1 protein-coding gene is annotated in these 263 nt (G+C 55.5%); it reads right to left on the minus strand.

Going from position 1 to position 263, the window contains the following annotated elements:
* The coding region (locus AC1RPW_RS08530; protein WP_481769533.1) for a hypothetical protein at positions 1-263 on the minus strand (263 nt) is incomplete at both ends.

Here is a 263-nt window from a genome sequence, read left to right on the forward strand (position 1 = left end):
GGCATCGTCGCCCAGAATCGAGTTAAGAGAGCCTGATTTGAGGCGCGAGATTCGTGAGCCGTCCTCATCAACGGTCACTACCTCTCGACGCTTTCGACTCACGGTTAGTCCCATGTCATCGTCGTCATCCTCAAGCGGATCGCGCTCGGGCTTCACCACAACAACGTCAGTTACAGGCTGATCACGGTCACGACCTTTTGGTGTCTGTTCCGTGTTTTTGGGAAGGGGCGGACGACCACGCTTTTTAGGCGCAGGTGTTTCCT

It is taken from the genome of Dellaglioa sp. CoH-55-MRSF-8, from assembly GCF_056782195.1.